This is a genomic window from Pseudomonas reidholzensis, from assembly GCF_900536025.1.
Lineage (GTDB): Bacteria > Pseudomonadota > Gammaproteobacteria > Pseudomonadales > Pseudomonadaceae > Aquipseudomonas > Aquipseudomonas reidholzensis.
Genome location: NZ_UNOZ01000013.1, coordinates 127,374 through 153,415, shown reverse-complemented (window position 1 = coordinate 153,415; position 26,042 = coordinate 127,374). Strand labels below are relative to the sequence as shown.

23 protein-coding genes are annotated in these 26,042 nt (G+C 56.5%); all 23 read right to left on the bottom strand.

Going from position 1 to position 26,042, the window contains the following annotated elements:
- Positions 1 to 17: 17 nt before the first annotated feature.
- Positions 18 to 953, bottom strand: coding sequence for a hypothetical protein (locus tag CCOS865_RS08645; RefSeq protein ID WP_119139802.1), 936 nt, complete (start codon positions 951 to 953; stop codon positions 18 to 20).
- Positions 954 to 972: 19 nt separating this feature from the next.
- A complete protein-coding gene (locus CCOS865_RS08640) occupies positions 973 to 2,121 on the bottom strand; it encodes a WbqC family protein (RefSeq protein ID WP_119139800.1) in 1,149 nt (382 codons plus the stop codon).
- 11 nt (positions 2,122 to 2,132) lie between these two features.
- Positions 2,133 to 2,768: a PIG-L deacetylase family protein gene (locus CCOS865_RS08635; RefSeq protein WP_119139798.1), complete on the bottom strand. Its 636-nt coding sequence runs from the start codon at positions 2,766 to 2,768 to the stop codon at positions 2,133 to 2,135.
- Between the two features lie 10 nt (positions 2,769 to 2,778).
- The gene (locus CCOS865_RS08630) at positions 2,779 to 4,389 is read right to left on the bottom strand and encodes a glycosyltransferase (protein ID WP_119139796.1); all 1,611 of its coding nucleotides are present in this window, start codon (positions 4,387 to 4,389) and stop codon (positions 2,779 to 2,781) included.
- A gap of 117 nt (positions 4,390 to 4,506) precedes the next feature.
- Positions 4,507 to 5,595 (bottom strand): DegT/DnrJ/EryC1/StrS family aminotransferase, encoded by a 1,089-nt coding sequence (locus CCOS865_RS08625; protein ID WP_119139794.1) that lies wholly within the window; start codon positions 5,593 to 5,595, stop codon positions 4,507 to 4,509.
- The gene (gene wbpD, locus CCOS865_RS08620; RefSeq protein WP_119139792.1) at positions 5,592 to 6,173 is read right to left on the bottom strand and encodes a UDP-2-acetamido-3-amino-2,3-dideoxy-D-glucuronate N-acetyltransferase; all 582 of its coding nucleotides are present in this window, start codon (positions 6,171 to 6,173) and stop codon (positions 5,592 to 5,594) included. The genes CCOS865_RS08625 and wbpD overlap by 4 nt, the downstream gene beginning before the upstream one ends.
- A 405-nt stretch (positions 6,174 to 6,578) precedes the next feature.
- Positions 6,579 to 7,529 (bottom strand): UDP-N-acetyl-2-amino-2-deoxy-D-glucuronate oxidase, encoded by a 951-nt coding sequence (gene wbpB, locus CCOS865_RS08615; protein WP_119139790.1) that lies wholly within the window; start codon positions 7,527 to 7,529, stop codon positions 6,579 to 6,581.
- A 74-nt stretch (positions 7,530 to 7,603) separates the two neighbouring features.
- Complete coding sequence (gene wbpA, locus CCOS865_RS08610; RefSeq protein ID WP_119139788.1) at positions 7,604 to 8,908, bottom strand: UDP-N-acetyl-D-glucosamine 6-dehydrogenase; 1,305 nt, start codon at positions 8,906 to 8,908, stop codon at positions 7,604 to 7,606.
- An 896-nt stretch (positions 8,909 to 9,804) separates the two neighbouring features.
- On the bottom strand, positions 9,805 to 10,686 hold the full coding sequence (rfbA, locus tag CCOS865_RS08600) for a glucose-1-phosphate thymidylyltransferase RfbA (RefSeq protein ID WP_119139784.1): 882 nt from the start codon (positions 10,684 to 10,686) through the stop codon (positions 9,805 to 9,807).
- 6 nt (positions 10,687 to 10,692) lie between these two features.
- A complete protein-coding gene (gene rfbD, locus CCOS865_RS08595) occupies positions 10,693 to 11,589 on the bottom strand; it encodes a dTDP-4-dehydrorhamnose reductase (RefSeq protein WP_119139782.1) in 897 nt (298 codons plus the stop codon).
- A complete protein-coding gene (gene rfbB / locus CCOS865_RS08590) occupies positions 11,586 to 12,656 on the bottom strand; it encodes a dTDP-glucose 4,6-dehydratase (RefSeq protein ID WP_119139780.1) in 1,071 nt (356 codons plus the stop codon). Before rfbB ends, rfbD begins: the two co-directional genes overlap by 4 nt.
- 104 nt (positions 12,657 to 12,760) lie before the next feature.
- Positions 12,761 to 14,755 (bottom strand): polysaccharide biosynthesis protein, encoded by a 1,995-nt coding sequence (locus CCOS865_RS08585; RefSeq protein WP_119139777.1) that lies wholly within the window; start codon positions 14,753 to 14,755, stop codon positions 12,761 to 12,763.
- Positions 14,756 to 14,844: 89 nt separating this feature from the next.
- Positions 14,845 to 15,861: an MraY family glycosyltransferase gene (locus tag CCOS865_RS08580; protein ID WP_119139775.1), complete on the bottom strand. Its 1,017-nt coding sequence runs from the start codon at positions 15,859 to 15,861 to the stop codon at positions 14,845 to 14,847.
- Positions 15,862 to 15,898: 37 nt separating this feature from the next.
- Entirely contained in the window at positions 15,899 to 16,837 is a 939-nt protein-coding gene (locus CCOS865_RS08575; protein ID WP_119139773.1) for an NAD-dependent epimerase/dehydratase family protein, read from the bottom strand.
- The gene (locus tag CCOS865_RS08570) at positions 16,834 to 17,826 is read right to left on the bottom strand and encodes a WaaS/CpsH family glycosyltransferase (protein ID WP_119139771.1); all 993 of its coding nucleotides are present in this window, start codon (positions 17,824 to 17,826) and stop codon (positions 16,834 to 16,836) included. Before CCOS865_RS08570 ends, CCOS865_RS08575 begins: the two co-directional genes overlap by 4 nt.
- Positions 17,823 to 18,389: a serine O-acetyltransferase gene (locus CCOS865_RS08565; RefSeq protein ID WP_119139769.1), complete on the bottom strand. Its 567-nt coding sequence runs from the start codon at positions 18,387 to 18,389 to the stop codon at positions 17,823 to 17,825. Before CCOS865_RS08565 ends, CCOS865_RS08570 begins: the two co-directional genes overlap by 4 nt.
- An 8-nt stretch (positions 18,390 to 18,397) precedes the next feature.
- A complete protein-coding gene (locus CCOS865_RS08560; protein ID WP_119139768.1) occupies positions 18,398 to 19,534 on the bottom strand; it encodes an NAD-dependent epimerase/dehydratase family protein in 1,137 nt (378 codons plus the stop codon).
- 61 nt (positions 19,535 to 19,595) lie between these two features.
- Positions 19,596 to 20,750, bottom strand: a complete 1,155-nt coding sequence (locus tag CCOS865_RS08555) for an O-antigen polymerase (RefSeq protein ID WP_119139766.1) — start codon at positions 20,748 to 20,750, stop codon at positions 19,596 to 19,598.
- A 23-nt stretch (positions 20,751 to 20,773) separates the two neighbouring features.
- The gene (locus CCOS865_RS08550) at positions 20,774 to 21,733 is read right to left on the bottom strand and encodes a glycosyltransferase (protein ID WP_119139764.1); all 960 of its coding nucleotides are present in this window, start codon (positions 21,731 to 21,733) and stop codon (positions 20,774 to 20,776) included.
- A gap of 44 nt (positions 21,734 to 21,777) precedes the next feature.
- Positions 21,778 to 23,028, bottom strand: coding sequence for an O-antigen translocase (locus tag CCOS865_RS08545; protein WP_119139762.1), 1,251 nt, complete (start codon positions 23,026 to 23,028; stop codon positions 21,778 to 21,780).
- A gap of 65 nt (positions 23,029 to 23,093) precedes the next feature.
- A complete protein-coding gene (locus CCOS865_RS08540) occupies positions 23,094 to 24,194 on the bottom strand; it encodes a DegT/DnrJ/EryC1/StrS family aminotransferase (protein ID WP_119139760.1) in 1,101 nt (366 codons plus the stop codon).
- Positions 24,191 to 25,126, bottom strand: a complete 936-nt coding sequence (locus CCOS865_RS08535; RefSeq protein ID WP_119139758.1) for a GNAT family N-acetyltransferase — start codon at positions 25,124 to 25,126, stop codon at positions 24,191 to 24,193. The genes CCOS865_RS08540 and CCOS865_RS08535 overlap by 4 nt, the downstream gene beginning before the upstream one ends.
- Entirely contained in the window at positions 25,123 to 26,040 is a 918-nt protein-coding gene (locus CCOS865_RS08530) for a glycoside hydrolase family protein (protein WP_119139756.1), read from the bottom strand. Before CCOS865_RS08530 ends, CCOS865_RS08535 begins: the two co-directional genes overlap by 4 nt.
- Positions 26,041 to 26,042 lie beyond the last annotated feature (2 nt).

The window sequence follows — 26,042 nt, the reverse complement described above, 5'->3', positions numbered from 1 at the left end:
CGCTGCAACTGTAATCATTAGAATCCGTCCACGCCGTCATACTGGGGGACTTTAGAAGGCACGCCTTCCCCTTCGAGACAGGCTCGTATTGCAGGCAAAAAGGCAGACGCCTGGACAAAAGAACCAAAAAACTTACCCATGATTCCAACATAGGACTGCAGCAACACCACTGCCAGGAATACCTCCCTGATCCCAAACTTAACAAAACCAAACTCTTGAACCAGAACCATTATGATACAAAATATCAACGAGAACACCGCAGGCGTAAGCCCGAATATTGACGAGATAAAAATACGGTTAAAATATGACTTATAGTACTTATCGACTGCACCCTCGTACGGCACACTCGCATCCTGCTTCCACGCCGCCATTTTTTTTCCGTTTTCAGCCAACCCACGGGACGAGGAAGACATGACAATGGACAATGCCCGCATTGCCAAGAACAGGCCCACTGCGCAGATCAGCACAAACCCGGCCGCACCCAGCAAGTAAGGGAAAGGCAACAGAACAACCATCGCAATGAAGCTGATAACCAACAGCAGGGTCATGCTGGCTGCTTTCATGCTGGCCGAGGACATTCGCCCATAATAATTTGATGCTCGACTTACATTACCGCTTACCTGCTTGACGTCATGCCTGAGTTTTTCCGCAAACCATTTCTCTCGGGTGACCACTACCCGAGCCTCAATCACGACCTGAACTATTCTTGCCGACAAGAGAACCAGAGAGGCACCCAGGGCAGACAATATCAGCGCATCCTTGTTGCGTAATAGTGCAACCTGCCCAATGCGGTCTGCCAGGTGGAAGATATCCACCCCAAAATAGAGCGCAATCAGCGCAGTAAACGAAATCGTTGAACCGATAACGACAAGACCAGACAGCGCATGAGCCGCAACGACACTTCTGTTATTAATGGCGCTCCCGAGAAACAGCGACCAATCAGCTCTATTCATAGCAGACTAAACCTTATAGCTAGCGATTTTGCGCAAGCTGCTTGAACGTAGCGGCAATCTGCTCCGCCCCCACGTTAAACAGCGCGTCCAGCACACCGAGCCCCGCTATGAACTCGGAGGTGCCCTGAGGGTAGGCTTCAGCCTTATAATTAGAGTATTGCAGCTTTATACCGTGTTCCTGATAGATCTCTTCAGTCTGGTAGTTGGCACCCCCACTACCCGAAATATAGGTATGACCTCCCACCTTCGACACCAACTGAACCAACCTGGCATCACTGAGGCCACTCACATTCATTTCAGAGGAGCGAAGGAAGATGCAGTCTACCCCGACGTGCGACGCGACATACTTGATCAAGGCGATGTTCAGGTCGGCAAAATTCAGAGACCCTTTCTCGCTCAAGATCGCAGAGATCGCAGGGAAGTACTCATTGAAAAACGGAGCACGTCCGTACACCACCTCTAAGGTTCGGATGTGCTTCTGCGCCCACTCCGAACCGGCAGGGCATACATGGAGAATCGGGGTTTTTAAACCACCCCCGGTAGGCACAGTCAACCACTTGCCCTCGCCATTTATGCAAATCTTATTACGATTCACATAACTACCCTTGGGGAAGTCGGCGTCGTCCAGGAAAATGAAAACATTGGAAATGCTCATTTTATAAAAATAGCCGAGCCACGGAAGATAATTGGGTTGGTGAATACCGACCGCAACGTCCCCTGCAGACTCCGCCATGAGCACAACATGTCCGTTCTCGTTCGAGACCTCACGAAAACCATTGTCCTTGTAAAACAGAACGCCCTGAACATTCTCTACCGGTGTTTTCAGGAAAATCCCTAACAGTCCGGCCCCCTTAGCAACCCGCTGCATTTCTCGAACAAACACGCCGCCAAGCCCTTTGCCTCGGGACGCCTGACCTACCACCAAGCGGTGTATCCAGAGAAACCCACCCCGCACCGAACACAAGCAATACCCTAGTACTTGGTCATTGACCACAACCGTTCTCGAAAGTTCCCACTTGCGCGGTAGCGTTTTTGTGTAGTTGGCCTCCCCCCACGCCATCCACTGCTGATCAGAGGAAAGCCCTTCCAAGACTGGCCATAGGCTCAACATACCCGCCTCGGTCAGCTGACCAAACGCGATCGTACTTTTATCAATTTCAGTATTCATACTCACCTGGTTCAATACACCGCCCGATACAGCGTGAAGGCCTCTGCATATTCAGCGCCTATCGTCACACCCCGAGAGTGGGCGTGTGCCCGCAGAAATCTCTCACTGAAATAGGGCCGGTGCTTCTGAGAGGTGTACATGCGTAACGCAGCGATTTTAGTTTCCAGATCGCGCTCGGTCACGGTCACCAGGTAATTGGCATGGAACTCGATATTGTTCCAAGGGATTTCATACCCCAGAACCGTTTTCGTCTTGAAGGCACGTAATGCTTCTTGCGCAATTACCGCATGGTCCTGATGGAGATCATCGACGGTCGGACAAAAAACGAGCTGCGGGTTTAAATTTCGATTCAACCGCACTAACTCTTCGAGCACATCCTGCCGACTGTAGGACAACTTCCTTACCGTAAAGTTATGAACGGTTACGTTATCCGCAGGGATCCCTAGCACTTCGGTTGCGTCCAGTAGCTCCCGGCGCAGCGAGCCCGGTTCGAACTCCTTTGGCAGGCTCTCATCACAGCTGCAGAACGCCACGTAGTGGACCTGATGGCCCAGGCTGGTCAGTTTCGAGATTGTTGCACCGCAGCCCAACTCCCCATCATCCGTGTGCGGGGCAAGCACCAAAATCGGTCGTTCATCTAAAAACATGCTGCAATCCCTAGTCGTTTAATTTAACCAAACCGTTTACTACCTGATGGCGCTCATTAGTGACGTAGTACTCCACACCGTCAACCAGGTTCTCCAGATCAGGATCCATCGACACAAACGCCGCCCTGACCTTACAACCGCGCTTGAGCAGAGTCCGAGACAAGCGCTTATATCGTTGATATTTGGTCAGGTCGCGGAAGGCAATCAGCGTGACCGATTTTGGCTCTCCGAGGAATTCGTACAACGCGTCTTCTTGGCTTTCCCACGTCAAGGATTCTCTGGCCAACTGGGACTGCATACGGTAATGCGTCTTGCGCGCCGCGACCTGCTGGATACTTGCTGCCCACGCTTCAGCCGTCGTACTTTCAAGAATTTCACCAAAGCCATACTCGGACACCAGCGCTTTGACGTCAGGCATCGCCGGCGCGATGACCGGCAGCCCGGCAGCAATGTAATCGAAGCAGCGGTTGGGCAAACCAACAGCCCCATTAGGGTTGGCGATATCACTGGTAATCAGCCCGATATCAGCTCCTGCGGCAAGATGAGCCAATCTCCCATAATCGACAAATGCAAAAAAATGGACCCGATGTTGTAGCCCCAATTCAATAACCAGGCTCTCGATCGACTCTCGATAGGAAACAGGCACCAGCCTGACAAACGCCGCAAGGTGATAACTTTCAGGTAAATCAACCAGTGCTCTGAGCACCGGTTCGAACCCGATCACCACGTTGCCACTGGCAAACAGAAGTGTGTCATCGGCCGATACGCCACACATCGTTCTGAGCTCGTCATTTGGCGTTGAGACCGAAAACTCTCGGAAATTTTTCAGCACATGAACGGGCCGGCTAAACCGGTCCAGTGTCTTCGCTAAGGCGTCACCAATCGTGATGAGCCCGTCCGTCTGGAGCATCGCGCCATAGGCCGCGTAATTGACCATGCCCAATGTGATCGGTGACCATTTGGGCGCTGCGGAATGCATGTGCACATCTACGTTTTCAACATTATCGCAGAAGACACTCCCGCCGCCATTCAACCGCCTCAACTCAAAGGCAGTGGGCAAGCTGCTGGGCAATAGAGCGATGTAGCAGTCTGACTTCAAGTTCTCCGCAGATCGTGTCGCCGCCTCGGCCAGCAACCCCTGGAAATACAGAGGAAAAAACGGTCGAGCGGCACGGTAGAAATTACGCAACTGATCAAATTTCTGGCGAAATTCGATTGAGCGCTGCTTCATTACCGCCAACTTGGCACGGTCTGCTTTAATATACTGCCTAAGCACTTCGACCTTATCGCTCATCGCCACCAGATAGCGGCGCATCACCTCCACCTTCTCACGGTTCTTGGCGACATAGCCTTTCATCGCTTCAACTTTCAGGCGGTGCGCCGCCACGTACACTTTTAGCGTTTCTGCCCGAGCACGGTGCGTTGCCACATGCCGTTTCAAGTTTTCAACTTTCACGCCTTTTTCGCGAGCGTGATCAGTGAGATCGCCAATTTTCTTCTGGTAGTCGAGGTGCAGGTCACGCACACTTTTATGTGCTATTTTTTTATAGCTTCGTAGAAAGCTGACCATTTGCTGCCTGGTGAGCCCTATTTTTTTCCTGTAGCTATATCCAAGTTTCATTTTTTCAGTTCTATATACACGATGACATCACCCATTGAATGGATGTGTAATAATCCATTTACGTCAATGGCCCCGATAGCCAGATTGTAGGACCGGCCACTCAATCCGCACCGTCATTCAGCTGCACGCACGCTGGAGCGCCTGGACCACCCGCTCGACATCTTCAGTTGTCAAATACGGATGCATGGGGAGGCTCAGCACACGCCCCGCAACCGCGTCGCCAACCGGCAAGCTGATGGACGCATCCGCTACGGCGGGCTGCTTATTGAGCGGTATAGGGTAGTGCACAGCACTGGGGATACCGAAGGTCTTCAGTTTATCTTGTACCTGGCCCCGGTCAGCCACCTGCACGGTGAACTGCGCCCACGCACTTTGGTTGTGTGCTTCGATATGCGGGGGAACAAAGCCGGCGTCACTGAGCTGCCGGCTGTAGTGCAGTGCTATCTCTTGGCGTTGCTGGAGTTCTTGCGAAAAAATCTCCAACTTTGGTAGCAAAATAGCAGCCTGCAGCGTATCCAGTCGGCTATTCACGCCTACACGGATGTGGTGATAGCGTCTATCCTGGCCGTGCCGGGCGATCTGACGAAGAATGATGGCCAATTCGTCATCATTGGTGAAAATCGCCCCACCATCACCGTAACAGCCAAGCGGCTTGCTTGGGAAAAAGCTTGTGCAAGAAATTGTCGATACGTTGCACGAGCGTTTTCCGCGGTAGGTGGCGCCAAAGCTCTGCGCGGCATCCTCAATAACGGCAATTCCATGCTTAGCCGCGATGGCATTAATCGCATCGAGGTCAGCACATTGCCCATACAGCGAAACCGGGATAATAGCTTTAGTACGGGGAGTAATCGCGGCTTCGAGAAGCGCCGGATTCAAATTGTACGTGTTGGGATCGATGTCCACATACACCGGCTTAGCTCCCAGTAGAGCAACTGTCTCTGCGGTCGCTATGTAGGTAAAACCTGGGGTAATCACTTCATCGCCAGGACCGATACCCAGTGCCATTTGGGCGATCTGCAGGGCGTCGGTACCATTGGCACAGGTAATACAATATTTAGCGCCAACAAAGGAGGCAAGCTGTGCTTCGAGCTGCTCGACCTCTGGCCCAAGGATGTACTGCCCATGCTCGAGGACCCGCTGGATGCCCGCATCAATTTTTGTCTTAAGTATCGATTGCTGAGCCTTCAGATCAATAAACTCTATCACCCTGATATCTCCACTTTACTCAAGATATTGTCCTTCAACATGTACCGCACCCCCGAATGAGCGCAGACGGCTTCCCCCCGGTCGCTCAACTCCAATTGCTCACCAAACTCGCTCATCCAGCCAATCTGCCTAGCCGGCACGCCCACCATCAGCGCGTAGGCTGGGACATCGTTGTTGATCACCGCGCCAGCACCCACAAACGCGTATTCACCAATGGTGATACCGCAAATAATTGTGCAATTAGCACCCAAGGTCGCCCCTTTCTTGACCACGGTCGCGCGGTACTGATCTTTGCGTTCAATCAGGGAGCGTGGGTTGTAAACGTTGGTGAAGACCATGCTGGGGCCACAAAATACGCCTTCTTCCAATGTCACATTGTCATAGACCGATACGTTATTTTGGACTTTGCACCGATCGCCAATGACAACCTTGTTTCCCACGAAGACATTTTGGCCGAGCGAAACGCCCTCGCCGATTCGGGCACCACCACATATATGTACAAAGTGCCAAATTCGCGAGTCACTGCCGATCTGGGCGCCTTCATCGACAATTGCACTGGGATGCTGAAAATAGTTCATGATAAGGAACTCACACGAGACTGATATTGATTGAGCGCATGCGGCGCCGCGACCTTCGACTCATCGGCACCTTTAGCCGTCCAACGCCGAAACGCCAACCCGGCCAACCCACAGTGGTACAGCGTGCGACTACCCACACACTGACTTGACCGCGGGAAAATCCAGCATCCGCGCACACGCTAGACACAATTGGGTGCTGAAGTAGTGACGTGCTGACACTCGAACGGCAGCGTACTCAATGAGGCGCTTTGTACTATACGCGTGATACTGGGGCACCCTGAACCTGAAAAACGTGAGCACGACCGATACCGGGTCTACACTCGCTACTGGCCAGGTTTCCCCGACCTATCGAGCACTCACGTTTTCGGGCTTGGGTGGTCACGCCGGGCCACCCAGCAACTATCGTCAGCGCAGGAGCGATCTGACGAAGGAGTGCGCTTCGTTGTCTACCGCAGTTGCAATGCGCGCGCTACGAATGGTATTCACCGTTTCCACGCAGTGACGAGCGTCTTCGATGCCGTAGCCACGGCCCGCGAGGATCTCTTCATAACTCGTAGTGTGTAGATCAGTGAACCCTTCGGAAAACTCAATCTCCTCGCCATCCACGGTGATCGATCGGTAGGTGGGCTTCTTGCCCTTCACGCTGTCCGGCAGGTCATTGGCATCCACGGAAAGGAACCAGCGGACGCGCGCTTTTTCATATTCCAGGTAGCCGGCTGACTTGTGCTCGGAGGCGAAGTGAACGACATTGCGCTGCAGTTTACCGAAGATGAAATGCAACATGTCGTAGAAGTGCACACCGATATTGGTCGCGACTCCAAATGATTTGCGGGGGTCACCCTTCCAGCTCTGCTGATACCATTTACCGCGAGAGGTAATATAGGTGAGGTCGACATCGTATTTGTGCGGATTGTTCTCCCGGGCGACCTTGTCCTTCAGAGCAATGATCGAGTGGTGGTGGCGAAGCTGCAGAATGTTGTAGAGGCGCTTGCCGGTTTCTTGCTCGACAAGTGCAAGTTCGTCAAGCTGCTCCGGGGTGGGCACGAGCGGTTTCTCGCAAATCACATCACAGCCCAAACGCAGGCCAGCAGCAATGTGCGGCTGATGCAGATAGTTTGGTGAACAAATGGAAACAAAGTCCAGCGACCTTGCCGAGTCGCGCTTCAAGCTGTGAGCGTGATCAAGGAAGAACTCAAATTCCGTGAAGAATTCACTTTGTGGCGAAATACTGTCGATGATACCCACCGAGTCATTGACATCGTAGGCGGACACCAAGCAGTTTCCGGTATCTTTAATAGCGCGCATATGCCGAGGGGCGATATACCCGGCAGCGCCGATAAGAGCAAAGTTTTTCATGAGCCTTCCTGTGAGCACGAACGAATCCGCCTCCCCAAGGGGAGGCAGAGAGGTTAAATTACTGCGAATACTAGTTACGCCCTGATAATGTGGGGCGCCGGGACTCGGTACTTACCACGGCTGTCCACGATCAACTTCGACGCAGACTCGATCAATGCATAATCGAACTTGTCATGGTCGGTTGCGAGCACGACCGCATCAAAGCTTGCCAGGTTCTCGGAGGTCAGTGGCTCACTGTTGAGTTCGAAATGGTGCTCCCGCATGTGAGGGAACATCGGCACGTGAGGATCACTGTAAGCAACGACACCGCCCTTGGCCTCAATCAGCTCCATGATCTCGACGGACGGCGATTCGCGCATATCGTCGACATTTTTCTTGTAGGCAATGCCCAACACAAGGATTCGACTGCCTTTGAGCGCTTTACCGGAATCGTTCAGGCCGTCCATCAACTTGCCCAGTACATATTCAGGCATTGCCTGATTCACTTCACCAGACAGTTCGATAAACCGCGTGTGCAGTCCGTACTCACGCGCCTTCCAGGTGAGGTAGAACGGGTCGATTGGGATGCAGTGCCCGCCGAGGCCGGGGCCTGGGTAATAGGGAGTAAAGCCGAATGGCTTTGTCGCCGCTGCGTCCACCACTTCAAAAATATCAATCCCCATGCGGTCAGCGACTGTCTTCATTTCGTTGACCAGGCCAATATTCACCGCGCGGTGGATGTTCTCCAGCAGCTTGGTCATTTCCGCTGCCTTTGTGGAGCTTACGGGTACGACCTGATCGATGGCTTGTTCGTACAAGGCAATCCCCACCTCCAGACACGTCGGCGTGTGACCGCCAATCACTTTAGGAATTGTCCGAGTTTCAAAATTGGGGTTACCGGGATCTTCACGCTCCGGCGAGTAGACCAGGAATATATCCTCACCGACCTTGAGACCACCTTCCTGCACACGAGGCAGCAACTCTTCTTCGGTAGTACCCGGATACGTTGTACTTTCCAGCGAAACAATCTGACCGGCCCGCAGATAGGGCTTCAGCGCATCAGTTGTATTGATGACAAAACTCATGTCCGGCTCACGGTACTTATTAAGTGGCGTGGGCACACACAAGATCAACGCATCGCACTCTGCAACGCGACTAAAGTCAGTGGTCGCCGAAAAACCACTTTCGCGGGCACTGGCAACCGAGGCGCACGGAATGTGCTCTATGTAACTTTCACCCCGGTTCAACTTTGACACTTTGACGGGATCAATATCGATACCCAAAACACAATAGCCGATAGAATTATAGCGTAGCATAAGTGGCAACCCCACATACCCCAAGCCTACAATACCAATCACTGCTTCCTTGCTTTTAAATTTATTGATCGCCGCCGATAACATCAGGAGTTCCGCTTCCAAGTCTAGTAAGTCAAGTGAAAAATTGTTTAAATAATACACAGGAAGGCGATAAATAACAACCCGATATCAAGGCCACACACCCACTGTATCGGCTAACCTCGTGCTGAGCGCATGGCATGTCGCTGAGCGTTCTGTACCATCGCCCCAATAAGGGGCATGAGTCTTGATTGATGGCACTCTGCCCAACTCCTCCGCCAATCGACCGGTGGCCGGTCGCCGCCCACGTCACCATTGATCACAGGGAAGGCCCCACCCGCATGCCTCTTGACAGAGCTTGTAAGAAGCCCAAAGCCTACTCGCATCAGATCTTCATCACATTCACCCTCTCTCGCCAAGCCGTTATCATGAACATGGGGCAATACCCAGCAACGACTTGGCACCGGAAGGAAAGCCCCAACTCATTCGAAGACTGTTTCGATTTTGAGATGCTCATCACAGACGCGATATGCATCGCCGTCCAACCTTGACGAACGGGCACTGCCAGTCAGATGTCGTCTTGATAGGCAGATTCCGACATCAACTGTAACAAAACTCATCTTCAGGACCTAAGCGCGGTCCATCTGCTCAACCGTGCGTATGCGTCCGGCTTACAAGGATGGGCTACGCGCCTCCCGACGAAGCCGGCCAGTGACATTGCAGAGCAGCTAACGCATGGGCGGCCATAGCAGACGCGCTGGCCGAGCGGTTACCAACAATCCAATCTCGAAATAGCGAATGGGGGCGAATGCTGTGTCAGGCGGGGGGATTACGGACTGATGGGCGGGAGCACAAGCGCGGTGATATGTGACATATGGAGCATTCTCGTTGAATGCCGGATGCCGGGCTGACTGCCCGCCTCCGTGTGATCGCACACGGCAGGCGAGCAAAGCCCATCGATTTCAGTAGACCCTGTCCTGCAGCAGACGCTTCAAGTACTGGCCATAGCCATTCTTCGACAACGGCGCAGCCAACGCTTCAAGCTGGGCCGCATCGATCCATCCCTGACGGAAGGACACCTCCTCCGGACAAGCGACTTTCAACCCTTGCCGGCGCTCGATCGTGGCGATGTAACCACTGGCCTCGAGCAATGAGTCATGAGTTCCGGTATCCAGCCACGCGTAGCCACGGCCCATGATCTCGACCGACAACCTCCCCTGCTCGAGGTAAACACGGTTGAGGTCGGTGATTTCCAACTCGCCGCGTGGGGACGGCTTGATGCCCTTGGCGATCTCAACCACGTCTTTGTCATAGAAGTACAAACCGGTGACGGCATAGTTGGACTTGGGTTGCGCCGGTTTCTCTTCGAGGCTGCTGGCCTTGCCGTGCTGATCGAAGTCCACCACGCCGTAGCGCTCGGGATCCTGCACGTGGTAGGCGAAGACACTCGCGCCGTCACTGCGGACCATGGCGTTGCGCAGCAGTAGCTGGAAATCATGGCCATAAAAAATGTTGTCGCCCAGCACCAGCGCCGACAAGTCATTACCGATGAATTGCTCACCGATCAGGAACGCCTGCGCCAAGCCATCCGGCGATGGCTGCACCGCATAGGAGATGTTGATCCCCCACTGATGGCCGTCACCCAGTAGTTGCTCGAAACGCGGCGTGTCCTGGGGGGTGGAGATGATCAGGATGTCTTGAATCCCCGCCAGCATCAGCGTGGTCAGTGGATAGTAGATCATCGGTTTGTCGTAGACCGGCAGCAATTGCTTGGATATCGACAGGGTTGCCGGGTGCAGACGGGTGCCCGAGCCGCCCGCGAGGATGATGCCTTTACGTTTCATAATCGATCACTTCTCGTGTATTTCGGTCAGCATTCTTGCCACGCCCAGACGCCAGTCCGGCAACACCAGGGCAAAAGCTTCCTGCAGTTTCTGAGTGTTCAGTCGCGAGTTGGCTGGCCGCTTCGCTGGGGTCGGGTAGGCCTCGGTGGTCAACGCATTGACCTGTTCGGCCAGAACCTTCAATACCACGCCGCGAGCCGAAGCCTGTTGCAGCACAAAACGAGCATAGCCGCACCAGCTGGTTTCACCCGCCGCAGCCAGATGATAGACCCCACTCAAGGCCGGATCGCGGCGTGCGGCGACGATCGCGTGGGCGCTCACATCGGCGATCAGCTCGGCGCTGGTAGGCGCACCAAACTGATCATCGATGACGCCCAGGGTCTCGCGCTCCGAAGCCAGGCGCAGCATCGTGCGGGCAAAGTTGTTACCACGCGCCGCATAGACCCAGCTGGTGCGCAGGATCAGGTGCGCGCAACCCGCAACGAGAATCGCCTGCTCCCCAGCCAGCTTGCTTTCACCGTAGACGTTGAGCGGGCCGGTGGGGTTGCCCTCACGCCACGGCTCAGTACCCTGCCCGGGGAACACATAGTCAGTCGAGTAATGCACCAGCAGGGCACCACTGGCGGCCGCGTAATGGGCGAGCACCGAGACCGCTTCGGCATTTACCCGAAACGCCTGCTCAGGCTCTGACTCTGCCTTGTCTACCGCCGTGTACGCCGCCGCATTGACGATCACGTCGGGTGCATAACTGCGCAGCGTTGCGCCAAGCCCTGCAAGGTCAGCCAGGTCACCACAATAATCCCGGCTCCGGGAATCCAGCCCAAGCACCTGGCCCAATGGGGCAAGGCTGCGCTGCAACTCCCATCCGACCTGGCCGTTTCTGCCTAACAGCAGAATTTTCATGCCGAACGCCCGCTGTAATTCTTCTCGACCCAATCCCGGTAATTGCCGGACTGCACATTCTCGACCCATTGCCAGTTGTCGAGGTACCACTCGACGGTCTTGCGAATACCGGTTTCGAAAGTTTCGGCGGGCTTCCAGCCAAGCTCACGCTCAAGCTTGCGGGCGTCGATGGCGTACCGGCGATCATGTCCCGGACGGTCAGTGACGTAGGCGATCTGCCCTGCATAGGGCTGGCCATCAGCGCGTGGGCGCAACGTGTCCAGCAGGCCGCAGATACGTTCGACAATTTCCAGGTTGGGCTTCTCGTTCCAGCCCCCGACGTTGTACACCTCCCCCGTACGGCCTGCTTCAAGCACCCGGCGAATGGCACTGCAGTGATCCTTGACGTAAAGCCAGTCACGAATCTGCTGACCGTCGCCGTATACCGGCAGCGGCTTGCCAGCCAGCGCATTGACGATCATCAGCGGGATCAACTTCTCGGGGAAGTGATATGGGCCATAGTTGTTCGAGCAATTGGTGGTCAGGACCGGCAGCCCGTAAGTGTGGTGGTAGGAGCGCACCAGGTGATCGCTCGCCGCCTTGCTCGCCGAATAGGGGCTATTGGGCTCGTAGCGGTGTTCTTCGGTGAAGGCCGGCGCGTCAGCGGCCAGCGATCCGTAGACCTCATCAGTGGAAACGTGCAGGAAGCGGAATGCATCCTTGGCCTCCCCTTGCAGGTCTTTCCAGTAGGCACGCACCTCTTCGAGCAGGCGGAAGGTCCCAACGATATTGGTCTGGATGAAGTCTTCCGGGCCATGGATGGAGCGGTCCACGTGCGACTCCGCAGCGAAGTTGAGCACGGCGCGCGGCTGGTGCTCGGTGAGCAGACGCTTGACCAGCTCAGAGTCGGCGATATCACCCTGTTGGAAGACATGCTGCGGGTTACCCTCCAGGCTGGAAAGGGTCTGTACGTTGCCCGCGTAGGTCAGCAGGTCGAGATTGATCACAGGCTCGTCGGATTGAGCAACCCAGTCGAGCACGAAGTTGGCGCCGATGAACCCGGCACCGCCGGTAACGAGAATAGTCATCTTCGAAATCTTTTATGTTAAGTCGCGATAAACAAGCCACGATGCGGCATGCCGCTCTTTCAGCGTGAACGCATGCCCACCATGGCTCCGAAAGACGATACGGTTCAGATGTCCTGTCGCCGTTGCTGGTAGATCCAGTCTACGATTTCGCCATCCGGCGAGTAGCCGCTCACGGTCTCTCGCAGCAACTGTCGCACCTTGGGATAGTCGTCTTGGCGAATGGCGGTGAGCAACTCCTGGATCCTGGACTTGAGCAGCTCCCACTCCAGGTAATCTTCATGAGCACTCATGATCATCGGGTGCTGGGTGGCGACCACATTTTCGCCGATGAGCAGTTCTTCGTAGAGTTTCTCGCCGGGACGCAGACCGGTGAACTCTATGGGGATGTCGCCCAGAGGATTCTTCTCCGAACGCACGCTCAAACCGGAAAGGTGGATCATTTTTTCGGCCAGTTCGACGATCCGCACCGGTTCGCCCATGTCGAGTACGAACACATCCCCACCAAGCCCCATCGAGCCCGCCTGGATAACCAGTTGGGCGGCCTCGGGAATGGTCATGAAGTAACGCGTGATTTTCGGGTGGGTCACGGTCAGCGGCCCCCCCGCCTTGATCTGCTTATGGAACAACGGGATGACCGAACCCGAGGAACCCAGCACATTGCCGAATCGCACCATGGTGAAACGGGTCTTGTTGACCCTGGAAATATTGCCATCCTCACCGAACATCACAGGCGCCATTTCCTTGCTCAGGGCCTGCAGGACCATTTCTGCCAGGCGCTTGCTACTGCCCATCACATTGGTAGGCCGCACGGCCTTGTCGGTGGAGATCAACACGAAGTTTGACACGCCCGCCTGCAAGGCACTCTGGGCGGTGTTCAGGGTACCGATGACGTTGTTCAGGACACCTTCGGCGATGTTGTGCTCGACCATGGGCACATGCTTGTAGGCGGCGGCGTGATACACCGTTTCAATGCGCCAGGTCTGCATGATGTCGAGCAACAACGGAGCGTTGCGCACTGAGCCCAGAATCGGCACCAAGCGTACTGAAAGCGACTCGCGGGCAATACGCTGCTCGAGCTCGGAGAGAATGCAGTACAAATTGTATTCACTGTGCTCGAGCAAGAGCAGGGTCACGGGTTCAGCGCTGATGATCTGCCGGCACAGCTCTGAACCGATGGAGCCACCGGCGCCAGTCACCAGTACCGCCTTGCCCTTGATGCAACGCGCCAGCAGGTCTTGCTGGGCAGGTACGGCGTCGCGGCCGAGCAGGTCGGCAATATCAACCTCCTGGATATCATCGACCTGCACCCGGCCACTGGCCAGATCCATGAAGCCAGGTACGCTTCGCACATGCAGGGGGAAGCCCTCGAGAGTACCGAGTATCTCGCGCCGCCGCGCACGGCTGGCCGAAGGAATGGCTAGCAGTACCTCCTGGATTTCGATGGCGTCCATCAACTTGTGGAGATCGGTCGGCCGGTAGACCTGCAGGCCCGAAATGACCCGATCAGCAATATTCGGATCGTCGTCGATGAATGCCACTGGCCTCATCACACGGCCCATGCGCAGGGCCGCGACCAACTGATTACCGGCGGCACCTGCGCCGTAGATCGCCACCTTGGGAAGGCCGTCATCATGCGTGGAGAACAGCACATGTTGGGCAGCGGCGAACCAGTCACCGAGAAAGTACTGACGCATGGCCAGGCGCAATCCACCAATCATGATGAGGCTGAGCCACCAGTAATTGAAGATGATCGAACGCGGCACCACGGTCTGGTGGTTGCTGTACCAGTAGACCACCAGGGTCAGCAGCAGGGATGACAGGCTCACGGCCTTGATGATGGCAATTAGGGCATCATTGCCAAAATAACGCATGACCGCCCGGTACATGCCGAAACGAATGAACAGTGGGATGGCTACCAGAGGACCGGCAATGAACAACCAGGTGTGATGGACCACCGGATTGACCATGTCATCGATGCCCAGGCGCACGATGAACGCCAGCCACAACGCGAGCCAGACCAGCACGATATCCACGGCCACCTGAATCAGGCGCTTGCGCCCGCGCGGCAGGCCTAGCAGGTAAGTCCTGAACGTTCCCATAGCTCCGTCAAACATCACGTTCGTTCCTTAAAAGTCTATTGCAAAGGTAGCTGCGATCCGCGTGCGGCGCACTCCCTTAGGCGGTGATGTTACTGCGCTTCCGGCGTGCCCGCGTCGAACTTGATCGCCAAGGCCAGCAATGGCAAATAGGCCACCAGCACGCCGATCAGGCCATCGAGGCCCAGGTATGCAACTGCCCAGGCCAGCGGTAGCAACCACAGAAGATTGATCCCCAGCACCGCCAGGGTTACCGGCAGGTGTCGGCCATAGCGCCGCGAGGCATACTGATAGGCGTGGGTGCGATGGGCTTCGTAAACCTTCTGACCACGGCGCAGGCGCTGTACCAGGGTCAACGTGGCATCGACGATAAACACGCCCATCAGGATCAGCCACGACCAGAACAGCTGGCTATCAGCCCACGCCGCTTGCAGAGACAGCACGGCGAGACTGAAACCGAGGAAACCACTGCCGGCATCGCCCATGAAAATCTTTGCGGGCGGGAAATTCCAGAACAGGAAGCCTGCAACCGCTACGCCCAGCGAGAGCACCGGCCAGACCAGTTCGGCATGCCCACTTTGAAGATAGATGGCGCCCATGCCCAGGGCGGCACACATCGCCTGAACACTGGCCAGGCCGTCGATGCCATCCATGAAGTTGTACAGGTTGAGCATCCACACCAGGTACAAGGCCGCCAGGATCACGCCCAGCCAGCCAAGATCAAGGTGCATCCCGAACACCTGCAGCGGGGGAACCCCCCCTAACCAGAACAAGGCCCAGATGGCTGCAACAAAGTGCCCAAGCAATCGCCAGCGCGCAGCGATATGGCCATGATCGTCCATGAAGCCGATAACCGCTACCAGACCTCCCGCGCCCGCCAACGCGGCCATCACCGCCAGTGAAATACTGCCTGACCACCAGGCGATCGGCAGCCCCACAAGAAAACTCAGGACGATCGCCACCCCGCCCCCCCGGGGCGTCGGAACCGTGTGAGAACTGCGCGCATTGGGCACATCTATCAGGCTACGGCTTAAGGCATAACGGCGCAAAAGGCCGGTGATCAACAACGATGCGCCGGCAATCACCGGCACGAGCCACCAAACATTCATACTTCGATCTCGATTGATCTGTCACAAGCCGCAAAAATCATTTGAGGCGGTAGCCTTGGCCGACCGCGATCAGGCTCTGCTGGGCACTGGAGCGAGAAACCCAGCCCAATTCCCGCGCCTTCGCCGCATCGACTTCCAGCGAGCCGCACAACTGGGTATAGAGCGATGTCTTACCCAGTACCGCCAGCCCCAGGCGCAGCAAGATGGGCGGCACTGGCAGGTTGATCACCTTGCGCCCCATGCCTTGTGCGAGCGAGACCACGATGTCCTGGGTCGAGACCGCCTGGGCATCGGCAACCAGGTACAGCTGGTTGGCCGCCCTGGCATGCACGCTGCTGAGCAGGATGAAGCTCACCAGGTCATCCAGCGCGACCATGTTGCGCCGATTGCGTACCCAGCCAAATGGCAGTGGCATCCCACTGGCGACCAGTTTCAGCAGACGCTGGAAATTCCCCGGAGCCTGCGCCGCGTAGACCAGCGGAGGGCGAATGATTACCCACTCCATCGTGTCGCTCCCCAGCAACCGGATCAACCCCTGTTCGGCTTCAAGCTTGGACAGGGCGTAGTCGGCACGGGGTGCCACCGGGCTCGTTTCGCAAAAGGGCTCACCCTGGGTGTGCGATCCATTCACCCCGATCGAGCTCATGAACACAAAACGCCTGACCCCGGCCTCACGCGCCAGGGCTGCCAGGCGCAACGTCGCGTCGCGGTTGACCGCACGAAACTCGGCCAACGGATCCGCTGCATCATCCGCCAACAGGTGCGCCCGCCCAGCGAGGTGCACGACACAATCAACCCCCACCAGTGCCTGGCGCAGTCGATCCTCATCAGCCAGCTCGGCGTGAACCACCTGCAAACCGGGCAGTTCGAAGGCTGAGGAGCGGACCAACGCCACTACCTCGTCGCCACGCGCCACGAGTGCCTGGCAAGTGGCTCGACCAATGAAACCGCTCGCACCGGTCACCAGATACTTCATGGCAGCTCCTTTTCCAGAATCTCATCCAGCCAGCCCTCAAGCCGGTACCGCTGGTAAGTAGCCAGCGCTACATCGACATAAGGCGAATCGAGAAAGCCAACCGGGACAACAGGATCGTCGCGGTCGATCACGCAGATGTTTTGCGCGTGGAAAAAATCGTAGCCGCGCACACTGGCGTTGGTGGTCACCAACTTCTTGCGTGCACCGAGCGTCTCCAGCGTCCGCATGGTCAGGCCGGTCTGCTGCGGGTGCTCGATGTCGAGCACTGCCCGCGAAGAAAAAAACACATGCTGCACATCGGCCTTGGTCAGGGGGTCGAAACGGAACTGGTCCTTTTTCGCACCGCGGAACCCACGGTTGATCAGCCGGTACAGGGAGAATACCCAGGGTGCCTGCAAATACAGGTACCAGTAGGCGTTCACCTCGGCACCGAGCCCCGCTGCGACACGCGACACGATGGCGTAGCGATCGGTGTGCGCCGTACCGATGAAACTGATGTCCCAGCGTGCTGGCGCCTCACCTGCATCCTCGAAACCGGAGGAAAAAAATAACGGCCGGAAGTGAATGCCATGCTGTTGGGAATCCTGCCGATCGAATGTGAAGGCATGGTCGAAGTAGCGCAGGTTGTTCACCACATCCTTGCGGTTGCCAAACGAGTCCCACATGTACAGGAAGAACTTGGCTCGTTTGAAACAGCTGCGCCACTCCTCAAGCACCTCGGACGACAGCGTCTGGCCATTGACCACAAAGACGTAGTCGTAATCTGCCGTGGTGTCGGTATGTTCGCGGTAATAGCGCTGCGCTGCAGCCATCACCCACTGCCGGCGCCAGCGCGTCACAGCCTTGAGGAAGGGCGAGGTGAACGGCCGATCAAGAAGAAAATCGACTTTGGCTCCCCTGCGCTCGATCTCGCCGCGGATCTCCTGCTCGTACCCAAAGAACTGGGGAGCTATGAGCAGGACCTTTTTGTTTGCAAGAGAAAACTTCACGCCGCTTCATTCCGCGTTTTCAGGATTTTCGCCGGGATGCCGCCCACCACACAGTGATCGGCCACCGACATCAGGAGCACGGCATTGGCGGCGACTGTAACACCGTCACCAAGCCGAATGCCGCCCAGTACTTTGGCACCGGCACCCAGCATCACACCGTCACCGAGCACCGGCCTGTGCGCTTCGTCGTAGGTAAAATCAAGGTCGCGTGCACCCACGGTGACGCCCTGGTAGATCACCGCGTTGCTGCCGATGCTGTATGCGCCGATTACCGTGCCATGGGTATGCGGAAAGAACAGACCCGGCCCAATACGGCATGCGACAGCGATCTCGATCCCGAACAGCAGAAAGTTCATCAGGGAAAACACCTTGGCCAAGGGCGATAGCCGATGGCGCTGGCAGGCGTAGGCCAGGCGGTAGAGCAAGACCGGCGCAAAACGGGGAGAAAACATGCCTAGCACGAGCCTGGCCACCGACGCATTCACATCAGCACCCAGCAACGCTCTGTGTCGTCTCGCATCACACAGCAGCAGACCACACAACCCGACTTGATCCGAACTCATGGCAGGCCTCAATTCATCAACTTGCGTTCACGCAGTTCTTGGTTTGCCTTTTCCAGCTGATCCTCGGGAAGTGGCTGGGAGCTGACCCATGCCGCGAAACGCTGCAGGCCGTCAGCCAGCGAAACCTTCGGGGTCACGCCCAGCAGGCTCTGCAGACGACTGATGTCGGCGTAGTTGTGACGGATATCACCAATGCGGAACTGCCCCGTGACGACGACGTTCGGCGACTTGCCGAACGCTCGGGTAAGTTCCTCGGCAACAGCCCGCACCGACGTGGCAACACCGCTGCCGACGTTGATGGCGGCATCGGGTGCCTGGGCGACGGTAAGGGCAGCCAACAGCGCGTCGGTGACGTCCTCCACATGGACGAAGTCGCGGCTTTCCTTGCCATCCTCGAACAGCGGCAGTTCGGAGTCACGGCGGATCTTGGTGGAGAAGATCGACAGGATCCCGGTATACGGGTTATTCAGCGACTGCCGCTCACCGTACACGTTCTGCAGGCGCAGCATCGCGAAGCCGATGCCCATTGACTGGCAGCCAATGCGCACGAGGTCTTCCTGGGCGTATTTGGTCGCCGCGTAAATCGACGCAGGCTGAATCAGGTCGCTCTCTTGGGTCGCCACCAGTTGCAGCGCGACGCCGGTTTGCGGACACACCGGCTCCCATTGCTCCTGCCGCAGCTGCTCAGCACTGCGGGCACCTGGATAGACCCGCGCGCCACTGACAGGATGGACATACGCTCCCTCGCCATAAATGGAGCGGCTGGAGGACAGCACTACACGCGTGACACGATGCGTATTCATTTTACCAAGCACGTCGAACATCAGTGCAGTGCCTTGGCTGTTCACATCGTTGTAGCGAGCAATCTCATACATGGACTGGCCCGTGCCGGTTTCTGCTGCCAAGTGGACGATCGCATCGACATCCAGCAGTGCACGCTCCCAGTCAGTACGACGAGTGACATCGCCGCGGATGAATTCGATGCCGTCGTCCTCGAGCCACTCCAGATTGCGCGCAACGGCGCCATGAATCTGCGGGGAGAGTGAATCCAGCACGCGCACCTGAAAGCCATCGGCCAGCAGCTTCGGAATGAGGTGTGAACCGATAAATCCTGCTCCACCGGTTACAAGCACTGTTTTTGTCATATTCGTCTCCTAGGGTTCAGCATACGCACCCGTCGCCGGTTTTAAATGCGCAGGGACAATTCTATTGATTAAAAAGTCGACGCCTGAGCCTGCAGGCCAGGCAGTAGAACATGACTAGCACAAATTGCATGAGCACGGGCAAAAGGAAAAACATATCATAAAAGATGGAAAAAATTAAGATCTGGAAGGCCACCGCGTAGGCAAATATCCCCCACGGTCGACCTTTAGTCGCCTGGGCGTAGGCCAAGCAACAACAGAACTGTACGAACGCGGCGAGGAAAAATGCCCCCACCACGCCAAAGTCCGAAATGTATCCTGAATAAAACGTCGCCGCATTGAGGTTACCGTCCACGAATACGAACAGGTCGTTACGCTGATCCAACCCCAGCCACAATTTCACTGCACTTGGAAACAGATTATACATGGAGTAACGAAAGTCATACGCCGGCTGCAACGTTTCAACATTGTAGAACAGGTTGCTCATGCCTGAAGTCAAATAAACATAAAACCACAGGAAGCCACTGGGCAGCGCCGAAAAAAACTCCACGTACTCTGGCTTGACCAGATAACCAAAGGGGTTGACCACTTGCCGCAAGTCGCCGACGTAGCCGAACAGGAAAATCGCCACCAGCGCGCTCATCAACAGGGTAACTACTACCCGCACACTCAACCGCCGCAGGACGAAAAAGACCGCCACGATCTGAATGATCGCACTCAACAGGATCCCACGCCCCAGCATCAGTACGGGCCAGCACAGCAGCAACAGAATCATCAGGATGTAGAGCTTGCGCGGCCGCATGAAGTACAGATAGGCCAACACCGTGACCACCTGCAGGTACATCGCGTTCATGATCCCATGGAACGAAGGGATACCAAAATCGGTGTACAAGCGGCCGTCGCCTACATAGTTCCAGTACAGCGGAAAACCGCGCTGGATATACACTTCGAAACAACTACCCAGCAGCCAGAGCCAGAACAGGATACGCGCGTAGGTCTTGGCGCCCTGGCGGTATTCCATGGCTTGCTGCTCACTGATGAGCGCCTTGCGGCGCCCGCCAGCGAGCATCACATAAAACAAAGCAGCACTGAGGATGTTCAGTGCGATCAAACTCAGGCCGATGACATTGACCGGTACCAGGTTGGACGTGGCGCCCAGCAGGTAGAGCAGCAATACGCCACCCCACACCGCTCCGAATACGAAGACTGGATTACCCATGCTCTGAATCCCGTCCGCCTGACTTAACCTGCAATTCGCTTGAGGAAGTATTTAAGCCGGGTGGTCACCCCCGCCAATACGAACCTCGCACCCGGAACATGGCAATTGCACCAGGCCACCCCCTGCAGCAAGCGGTACTTGCCGCTCGCCTGGAAACCCAGCACATCCCTGGACAACCTTAGCGCCAGCGCAGGGTCCGTGCTCAATTGACGAAACGCCTCGCCCGCCACATAACGCGCCTTGGCCTGGCGAATGAACGGCTGCAGGTCGTGGCGCTCAGGATGCTTCTGCTCGAACAGGTCCAGAGCAAACAGCGATTCGGCGAGCAGCTCATAGGTCTGGCGACTGGCACCGCCTGCGTGCTTGCGGTAGCGGGCGAGCACCGCATCCAGCTTGCGCAAGCGACCCTTGAGTGAAATTTCCAGGAAAAACAGCCAGTCACTGACCGTCTTCAGGCGACTGTCGTACCCCCCCTCAGGCAGGGCGCTGCGGCGCAGGACAATGGAGCAACCACCGGGAATCCCGCCTTTAAGCAGGAGATCCTGGCACGTATACACGTCTTCGCGCGGGTGCTGGTTGGTCACGAACAAGGTCTTGTCAGTCGCGGAGTCGAAGATCTCCACGGGGTGATAGCACAGCACGCACTCGGGGTCCGACTCCATCAGTGCGACCTGACGTGAAAGCTTCCCAGGGAGCATGATGTCATCGCCGGCAAACAGCGAAATGTACGTACCGGTACAATGACTCAACGCAAGGTTGCAGTTACGGGTGACGCCCAAGTTGGTCTGATTGTAGATCGCAGTAATTTTCGAGGGGTAGCGCTCGGCATACTGGCGAATAATGGCCTGGGTACCATCGCTCGAAGCGTCGTCGGAAACGACAACCTGCAGATCAGGGTAATCCTGCTGAAGAATCGAATCCAACGCCGCGACGATATAGTTCTCGGCATTATACGTAGGCATCATGACGCTGATCACGGCCATAGGCCCTTACTCCTTAACCCGAACAAGCTGCGCTGTCCAGGTCATTACATTTTAGTGATATAGCGAGAGGCCACAACCGCGCAAAATATAAAGTAAATTACATAATTTACGATAAATGCGTACATGGATCCCACGAGGCCAAATTGTTGCGTCAGCAGCACCACCCAGCCGAAATACATGCACCCAAAGGTCACCTCCGACCAGAAGAAAACCCGGGTCATGGCTTTAGCCAGCATGATGTAAGAGAGCAGAAAGGCGGCGATTTTTATTACATCACCGAGTAACTGCGGAGCATACAGGTATAAGGCGCCGTGAAATTCAGCTGAAAACAAGAGTTCAGTGACCCAGTCACGACACAGGTAGATCAGCAGCGCTGACAGCACCACCAGGGGCATCAGTACGGTGAACCCCTTGCGAATCTCGTCGACAAACAGTCCACGGTCGGTGATCGCCGACAACTTGGGCAAATAGTAGACGCTGATCGCCATGGTGATGAACAACAGGTAGGCCTCGGACACCTTGGACACCGCCTGCCAGTAACCGACATCTTCCCAGGAAAACTCACCGGCCAGATAGTTACGCACGGCAATCTGAACGATGGGCGCAAGCAATGCCGAGGTCAGTGTCATCAAGGAGAAACGCGCCAGGTTGGCAAAGTTGTCACGGTCCACCTGCCAGCCAATATTGCCCCAGCTGAAGTAATCACTGCGTCGGTAGGCGATGAAACTGATGATCAGCAGTGCGGCCTGGGATAGGACGAACGCCAGCAAGACCCCCGGCAACTGGTAGAAATAACCCAGCAGCGCCGGCAGCAGGACACCCACCACCGCACCACAGACATGAATAACGGCGAGCCGCTTGACATCCATCATCCCATTGACAGTGGCGATCACCAGGTTGTGCAGGGCTACGAACATCTGCGCTACCGCCAACACGACAATCAACCACTGGTATTGGTCGCTTTCCAGCAACCAGCCTGCAATCGGCCGACTGAACAGCAGCACCAGCAGGCACATGCCCAGCGAAGCAATCACTGTAAAGCTGAACGCCGTCCGCAGCAGGCTGGCTACCCTCGCATCATCGCCTTTGTATTCGGCGAGATACTTGACCACGCCCGGCCCCACGCCACCACCGGCAAACACCACCAGCAATGCCGTCAGGCTCATGAACTGCCCCAGCTGCGCAACACCTTCCGGCCCGGCGAGCAGCGCCACCAGTTTCATCACGATGAAACCGGAAAGCAGGCGCGCCAGGGTGGCGATTGCAGTGAGGATACTTGTTTTGAAAATGTTCAAACGCACTCGACCAAGGCAATTTGCCGGCCAGGCGAACCTTCTCGCACTGGCCAACAGGACGCAAATCAGGAAAAAGCGTTAACGGCGCAGATGACGGCTTTCACGTCGTCTTCGCTCATCACCGGACTGATCGGCAAGCTCAGCACTTGTTCGTGGATGACCTCCGTCAACGGCAACGTCAACGCAGCATATTCGGCATACGCCTGCTGCTTGTGAGGCGGGATGGGATAATGGATGAGGGTCTGTACACCCTGCTCCTGAAGGAAACGCTGGAGTTCGTCGCGACGCTCACAGCGCACGACGAACAGATGCCATACGTGCGCTTCACCAGCAGTGACCTGGGGCAGCTGGATGAGCGGATTATCAATGCCCTGCAGATAACTGTCGGCAACCTGACGGCGTGCCGCTATCTCTTGGTCCAGGTGCTCGAGCTTGACCCGCAACATCGCGGCCTGGATTTCATCGAGACGGCTGTTCACCCCCTGAAACGCGTTTTCGTACTTGCGGTAACTCCCATAATTACCCAGGCCGCGAACCATTTTGGCCAATTGCGCATCATGGGTCACCATCGCACCCGCATCGCCGAGCGCACCGAGGTTCTTGCCAGGATAGAAACTGAAGCCCGCTGCATGCCCCCATGTTCCCGCCTTGCGACCCTCTATGCTGGCGCCATGAGCCTGCGCAGCATCTTCGAGCACCAGCAGGCCATTGGCCTTGGCCAGGTCCATGATTGCTGGCATTTCGGCCATTTGACCGTAAAGGTGCACGGCCACTACCGCCTTGGTGCGTTCGGTCAGCGCAGCCTGCACGCCTGCGCCAGACAGGTTGTAGGTGCCAGCGTCCGGTTCGACCAGCACGGGTATCAAGCGGTTTTCGGTGATCGCCAGGACACTGGCGATGTAGGTGTTTGCCGGTACGATGACCTCGTCGCCTTCACGCAGCAACCCCAGTTCCTTCCAGGCGCGAAGCGTAAGGGTCAACGCGTCCAGGCCATTGGCCACGCCGACGCAGTGCTCGGCCTGGCAATAGGCGGCAAACTCTTGCTCGAAGGCAGCCAGTTCCTGCCCCCCAATGTACCAACCCGATTCGATGACCCGGGCACAGGCCTCGCGCAACTGCGCAGCGTAGACCCCATTCAGTTTCTTTAGATCGAGGAAGGTAATCAATTTATGTTGATCTCGTAAAAATCCAGAACAATACCGCGGGCGCCAAAATTCTCTTTCTGATTGATCAGCCCGGAATTGAGCACCTTGCCGCCGTCTTCCGTGGATATGCCAAAGCTGAAAAACGTTTCGCGGCGCTCTTCACCCTCGCGAATGCAGTGCTCGATCAACGCATCGAGCGCACCCATATCCTTGCCTTCATCATTGGTGGCCAGGTACTGGGTGTGGGTCACGTGGCCAAAACGGAACAGTACCGCGCCCGCGACCATGCGCTGTTCATGCAGGATCACGTTGAGCTGTATGTTGTCTGGAAACCTCGACTGCAGCAGCTTGAGCTCTTCGGCGCTGTGCACAGGCTGGGCGCCGTGCCGCTGCAGAGCGGTAGCCAACAGGTCATGGAACTGATCCCAGTCCTGCGACACTTCGGCTTTCAGGCCTAGCTTGGCCGCACGCGCGACCAGCCATTTGCGACCCTTGGACATCTTTGGCCGGTTGCCTTGGTAAATGACGCTGGACAGGTCGCGGCGCACCAGATTCGCACCTATGCGCGTAAGCGCATAGAGGTCTTCTTGCGCCCCCTGACTGGCAAAAATGTACGGGATGGATTTGTACAGAATGCGCCTGTAGCCCATTTCACGCGCATGAGCGACGAGCCTATCGAACACTGCCAGCACGCTATCAGCCCGAACCTTGGGGCCGAATATCAAGCCGCCGAATGTCAGCCCACCATGACTGCTCAGCACATCGCCATGGCGCGAGGCCGGCAGGACGGCGAGCAGGTCGTCCTCGTCGTAAAACAGGAGTGAAGCATCCTCGAAACGGTCGGCGTGGTACTCCATGAAGTCACGCTTGAAGAAAAACAGAGGCGTGCGCGACGCACCCACCCATTGATCCCAGACATCACGATGCTCAGCACTGTAGGCAACGCACTTCATGCTTCAAGCAACTCCGCCACACCGAAGCCCTCGGCACCCATGTTGTTGCCGTTGTAGAAACAGAACGTGCGATGTCCGGCCGTCACCAACCGCGGGTAACACAGGTGGCGGTCATCAAAGCCTTGCTCACCCAGGCTCAAGCCAAACGACGCGTCGCGACGCTGCCACTGGACACCGTCCGTTGAATAGGCCACACCGGGGAAGTAATCCTCACCACTGGTGCCACCTTTGGTATAGAACATCATGTAACCGTCTGCCGTCTTGTAGACAGAGGGTCTGCCGATACGGTACTCATCCCCTTCCACATCGACGCACAGCACCCCGTTCGCAGGGAATGCTTTGCCATCGGCGGATTGCGCATACCAGATGTTGTATTTTGGATAGGGCACGCCGTTGATCATCTGCCAGTCATCGCCAACCGCATACCAGATCTTCCATACACCTTCCTCGAACAGCACCGTGTGCACCGCGCGAATAGTGTTGCCTTCGATCGAGCGATCGAGCACCGGCGCTTCGCTGACGCGCTGGAATGTCTCCCCACCGTCAGTGCTTTCGGCAAGGCCGGTGAATGCCAGAAACTTAGCGCGCTTCACCAACTGGAACCCCACGTAATACATCCGCAGGCGGTCTCCGTCGCGCACGACGTCGCCGAGAATGACGCCATTGTCATCGAAACAACCATCGCGCCCGCGATCCAGTACCGGCGCGGCGGATACACCAATTACCTGGGTTGGGTCCCGGCTATCGACATCGACATAGCCAATCCGGCTGATCCCTTCATCATCCCGAAAGCCCGCGTAGACGCGAATGACGTTATCGTTCAGAAGAAACGGCGTAGGCGTGAGGGCAGAGTTACGCCGCCAGGCCACCGTGCCATCCTGGGTAAACACCAGCCCTAGCTTTTTCCAGTTCATGC